Origin of the sequence: Sulfurihydrogenibium yellowstonense SS-5 (assembly GCF_000173615.1) — a bacterium.
Lineage (GTDB): Bacteria > Aquificota > Aquificia > Aquificales > Hydrogenothermaceae > Sulfurihydrogenibium > Sulfurihydrogenibium yellowstonense.
The window spans coordinates 1-5319 of record NZ_ABZS01000116.1; the positions used below are offsets into that span (position 1 = coordinate 1).

Here is a 5319-nt window from a genome sequence, read left to right on the forward strand (position 1 = left end):
ACACCACATCTTTCACATACAGATGGATCGTGATATTTTTCCTTTGTGAAGTATGGATCGTGAATGTACTCTTGAATTAGTTTATCCATTCTTTTCATGTTTTTCTCCTTAGCTTTTTATTGAATATAATATTTTATGCATACGTCAGGTGAGAAATGCAATAAAAGTAGGAGATTGTTCTTCGGCTGCAGGATGGCATCTAAGACAACCGTTAAAGTACGACGTGTACGGGCAATTCGTGAATTGTCTCTACTTTCACTTTCTTTGTCATCCTGAGGACGTAAGGCCGAAGGATCTCCTTTTAAATTCTATAAAAATCGCTGATTTTTTACGTAAGGTATACAATCCGCTTAATTTTATCACATATTAAATTTATAATCAAAAATTAAAAATTTGAAGTAATATAAATTGCAGATATAAAATTTATGTCTAATTAATATGCCGAGGTGGTCAAAAATGGTAAAAGATTTTGTTCATTTACATTTACACTCTCATTACTCACTACTTGATGGAATGATAAAACCAAAAGAGCTTGCAAAAAAAGCAGCTGAATATGGATATAAAGCAGTTGGTCTTACTGACCATGGAAATATATTTGGAGCCGTTGAGTTTTATGAAGAAATGAGAAAAGTTGGCGTTAAACCGCTTATAGGTATGGAAAGCTATTTTACTAACAACAGGTTTGAGAAAAAAGGTGAAGGCTCAGACGATATTCTTACAGATAAAAACTACCATTTAATCCTTTTTGCCAAAGATAAAACAGGATTTAAGAATCTGATGAAACTATCCTCCATAGCATACACTGAAGGATTTTACTATAAGCCAAGAATAGATTGGGAACTTCTTGAAAAGTATCATGAAGGACTTATCTGTCAAACAGCCTGTTTAAAAGGATTTGTTCCAAATCTGCTTGCACAAGGTAAATACGAAGAAGCTAAAAAATATGGAAAGAGATTAAAGGATATTTTTGGAGATGATTTATATTTTGAAATTCAGATAAATGGTTTAGAAGAGCAAAATATAGCTAACGAAGGAATAATAAGGCTTGCAAAAGAGCTTGGCGTTAAGGTTGTGGGAACCAACGATTCTCACTATCTTAACCCAGAAGACCATACAGCTCACGATGTAGTAAAAGCATTACAAATGAAGAAAACACTAAAAGAATTATACTCAGAAGGTAAAGCTTTTAGAGTCAAAGGTCTCCATTTTACAAGACCGGAAGAGATGTATGAGAAATTCAAAGGTTATGAAGAGTATTTAAAAAATACAATGGAAATTGCAGAGAAATGTAATTTAGAGATAGATACAGCTGAAACAAGAGGATACTTATTCCCTAAGTTTGAGACTCCGGAAGGAATGACTCCTGCACAGTATTTTGAAAAACTTGCAAGAGAAGGATTAGAAAAGCGCTTAGAAAGTATAAAAGACCTAACGCCTGAAAAACTCAAAGAATACAGAGAAAGATTGGATTATGAAATAAATGTTATAAACCAAATGGGATTTGCAGAATACTTTTTGATAGTCCAAGATTTTATTAACTATGCAAAGAAAAACGGAATACCGGTAGGACCTGGCAGAGGCTCAGCCGGTGGTTCATTAGTTGCATACTGTCTGAGAATAACAGAAGTAGACCCTCTTAGGCATGGACTACTTTTTGAAAGATTTTTAAATCCCGATAGAATCTCAATGCCGGATATAGACGTAGACTTTTGCATGGAAAGAAGAGAGAAAGTTATTGATTATGTTAAACAAAAGTATGGAGAAGATAGCGTAGCCCAAATTATCACGTTTAACTTTATGAAATCTAAAATGGTCATAAGAGATGTTGCAAGAACTCTTGGATTTCCTTATCAAGAAGCAGATAGAATCGCAAAAATGATACTACCGGGACCAACTCAAGGTTCTACGCTAACAATAGATGAAAACTTGGAAGCCCACCCTGACTTTAAAAAACTGTATGAAACTGATGAGAATATAAGGGAGCTTTTAGACCTTGCTAGAAAATTAGAAGGTTCAGCAAGACACACAGGAATCCATGCAGCTGGTATTGTTATAGCTCCCGGACCATTGGATGAATACGTGCCTGTATACAGAGATAAAGATGGAAACAGGGCAACTCAGTTTGAGATGAAAACCTTAGAACAGCTTGGACTTGTAAAAATGGACTTTTTAGGTCTAAAAACTCTAACAGAACTTGATTATATGAAAAAATTAATCAAAGAAAGACACGGAGTAGATGTTGATTATAACAGTTTACCTTTTGATGATCAAAATGTTTTTAAACTTTTACAATCTGGAAGAACTACAGGCGTATTCCAATTAGAAAGTAAAGGTATGCAAGACCTGTTAGTAAGATTAAAGCCGTCAAACTTGGATGAGATTATAGCTATTCTTGCACTATTTAGACCTGGGCCGCTTATGAGTGGAATGGTGGACGAATACATAGAAAGAAAGCACGGCAGAAAGCCTATAGAATACCCATTTGAAGAAGTAAAGGATATACTAAAAGAAACATACGGATTGATTGTATACCAAGAGCAAATAATGTTTATGTCAAACATACTTTCAGGGTTTACCATGGCAGAAGCTGATACATTAAGAAAAGCTATAGGTAAGAAAAACCCTGAAGTTATGGCAAAAATGAAAGATAGATTTATTGGTGGAGCAGTAGAAAGAGGATTTAGCAAAGAAAAAGTAGAAAAACTCTGGGACGATATAGAAAAGTTTGCTTCTTACTCCTTCAACAAATCTCACTCGACAGCTTATGCATATCTAACATACTGGACAGCATGGGTAAAAACATACTATCCTGAAGAATTTTTTGCAGTAAAATTATCAACTGAAAACAACGACAGTAAATTCTTAAACCTACTTCTTGATATGGAAAACTTTAACATAAAACTTCTTCCTCCGGATGTAAACAAAAGCATGCCTGAGTTTGCCATAGAAGAAAAATCCAAAATTAGATTTGGATTATCAAGAATTAAAGGTATTGGAGAAGAGGTGGCAAAATCCATAGTAGAAGAAAGAGAAAAAAATGGTCCATTTGTAGATATTTTTGATTTCTGCGAAAGATTTGATACAAAAGTAGCAAACAAAAAAGTTTTAGAATCTTTGATAAAGGCTGGAGCTTTTGATTTTGAAGGAATTGATAGAGGTATCTTGCTTGAAAACGTAGAAAAAGCAATCACAACAGGACAAAAAGCAAGAGATAGTAAATCAGCAGGACAAAACTCACTTTTTGCACTTACAACAACTCCGGTTGTAAACGTAAAACACATATACGAGGATGGAACCAAATTAACAGAAAAAGAAAAACTGAGATTAGAAAAAGAAGTTCTTGGATTTTACCTTTCCGGACATCCACTGAATGCTTATAAAAAGGAATTAAAAAATAAAGTATTAAAAATTAGCGAAATTATAGAGTCTGCTTTTGGCGATAAAACTTTCCAGTCAGGTTCAAAGGTTAAAATTGCAGGTGTCATAGATGAGATTAAATACAAAAAAACAAAATCCGGAGCAACAATGGTAGTGTTTCAGATTTCTGACGAGACCGGACAGATGGATGTAAGAGCATTTCCGGAAAAACTTGAAAACAAAGAATTACTTCAAGATGACAATATAGTCATTTTAGAAGGCATTTTAGAAGTAGATGAAGAACAGGAGAAAATATCAATGACGGCAAATAATATTGAATCGATAGAAAGCTTAACAAGAGAGATTAAAGGCATTAAAATAAAACTTTCAATAGAAAAAGCAGCCAATGGTGTATTAGAAAAAATAAAGAATGTTTTAACTAAAAACAAAGGAGATAAAGAAGTTATAGTCGTTCTTTATAATGGCAGAAAACCATACTGTGAAATTGCTTTACATTCTGATTTTCATGTAAATTATGATGAAAATTTTAAATACGAAATACTTAATCATCTTTCTGAGAAGGAGATAGAAGTGTATTGAGAGATTGCTCCCAAATCTCATAAACTAACCTTTCTCCATCATCCTGAAGCCGTAAGGCCGAAGGATCTCATCTTTTAAAATTGATAAAATAGGAGATTCTTCGCCGGCTGTAGAATAACGGTGAGGACTTCAGAACAGTCTTAATTCATCTTAGACCCATACTATCCCTATGATATCATATTATGTTGAAAATCATAAGACCAATGAGGTTTTAATGGATTTAAAAAATTTTAAGCTCACTCTGCCAACAGATTTTACGATTGGTATTCTTGGCGGTGGACAGCTTGGAAAAATGATTGGTTTTGAATGTAGAAAACTTGGCTTAAACGTTGTATGCCTTGACCCACATGAAAACGCTCCAGCTTCTTCTGTATGCAAACAAATAGTTGGCAGTGTAAACGACAAAGAAAAACTGACAAAATTAAATAATATGTCAAACATTATCACATACGAAATTGAATATATAAATATAGATTCTTTAAAAGAAACAATTCCGGCAGACAAAATTTATCCATCGCTAAGAACTCTTGAAATCCTGCAAGACAAATACAAGCAGAGAATGTTTTTTAAAAAACATAACATTCCTCAGCCGGAATTTTTAGAAATAAAAGACATTTTAGAAATAAAAAATCATATTCCATGCGTTCAAAAGATAAAAAAAGGTGGATATGATGGCAGAGGCGTAGTTGTTATCAAATCAGAAGAGGATTTAAATAAAGCGTCAAAAGAAGAATCTTATATAGAGTCATTGGTAGACATAGAAAAAGAAATTGCTGTCATAGTAGTTAGAAATATCAATGGAGATATTAGGGTTTATCCGGTTGTTGAGATGGTATTTAATCCGGAGGGAAATCTGCTTGAATATCTCTTAGTGCCGGCAAATATTGATGAAAAACATTATAAACTTGCACAAGAGATATCAATATCTGCTATTGAAGCTTTGGAAGGTGTCGGAGTTTTTGGTGTTGAGTTGTTCCTTACAAAAGACGGAAAAATACTCTTAAACGAAATAGCGCCAAGAGTTCATAACTCAGGACACTATACGATAGAAGCCTGCGAGACAAGTCAGTTTGAACAACTTGTCAGAGTATTAACAAACCTACCCCTTGGCTTAACAAATCAGTATTTACCGGCTGTAATGATAAATTTACTTGGAGAAAAAGGCTACAAAGGAAAGCCAATTTATGAAAATTTAGACAAAGTTCTTGCAATAGATGGTGTATACGTTCATATTTACGGAAAATTAGAAACATTTCCGCTTAGAAAGATGGGACATATTACAATAATAGACCATGATAAAACAGACTTATAGAAAAGCAAAGTAGTGAAAGATTTAATCAAAGTAAAAGAGAGTGAGATATG

General features: G+C 33.6%; 2 protein-coding genes. Both read left to right on the forward strand.

From position 1 onward, the window contains the following. Positions 1 to 456: 456 nt before the first annotated feature. Entirely contained in the window at positions 457 to 3957 is a 3501-nt protein-coding gene (dnaE, locus tag SULYE_RS05525) for a DNA polymerase III subunit alpha (RefSeq protein WP_007547362.1), read from the forward strand. A 214-nt stretch (positions 3958 to 4171) separates the two neighbouring features. Beyond that, positions 4172 to 5269, forward strand: coding sequence for a 5-(carboxyamino)imidazole ribonucleotide synthase (locus SULYE_RS05530; RefSeq protein WP_007547364.1), 1098 nt, complete (start codon positions 4172 to 4174; stop codon positions 5267 to 5269). Positions 5270 to 5319: the final 50 nt, after the last annotated feature.

Excerpts from the sequence above, each read along its gene's own strand:
- SULYE_RS05530 (WP_007547364.1), top strand. The coding sequence starts at position 4,172 with ATGGATTTAAAAAATTTTAAGCTCACTCTGCCAACAGATTTTACGATT.
- dnaE (WP_007547362.1), top strand. The coding sequence starts at position 457 with ATGGTAAAAGATTTTGTTCATTTACATTTACACTCTCATTACTCACTA.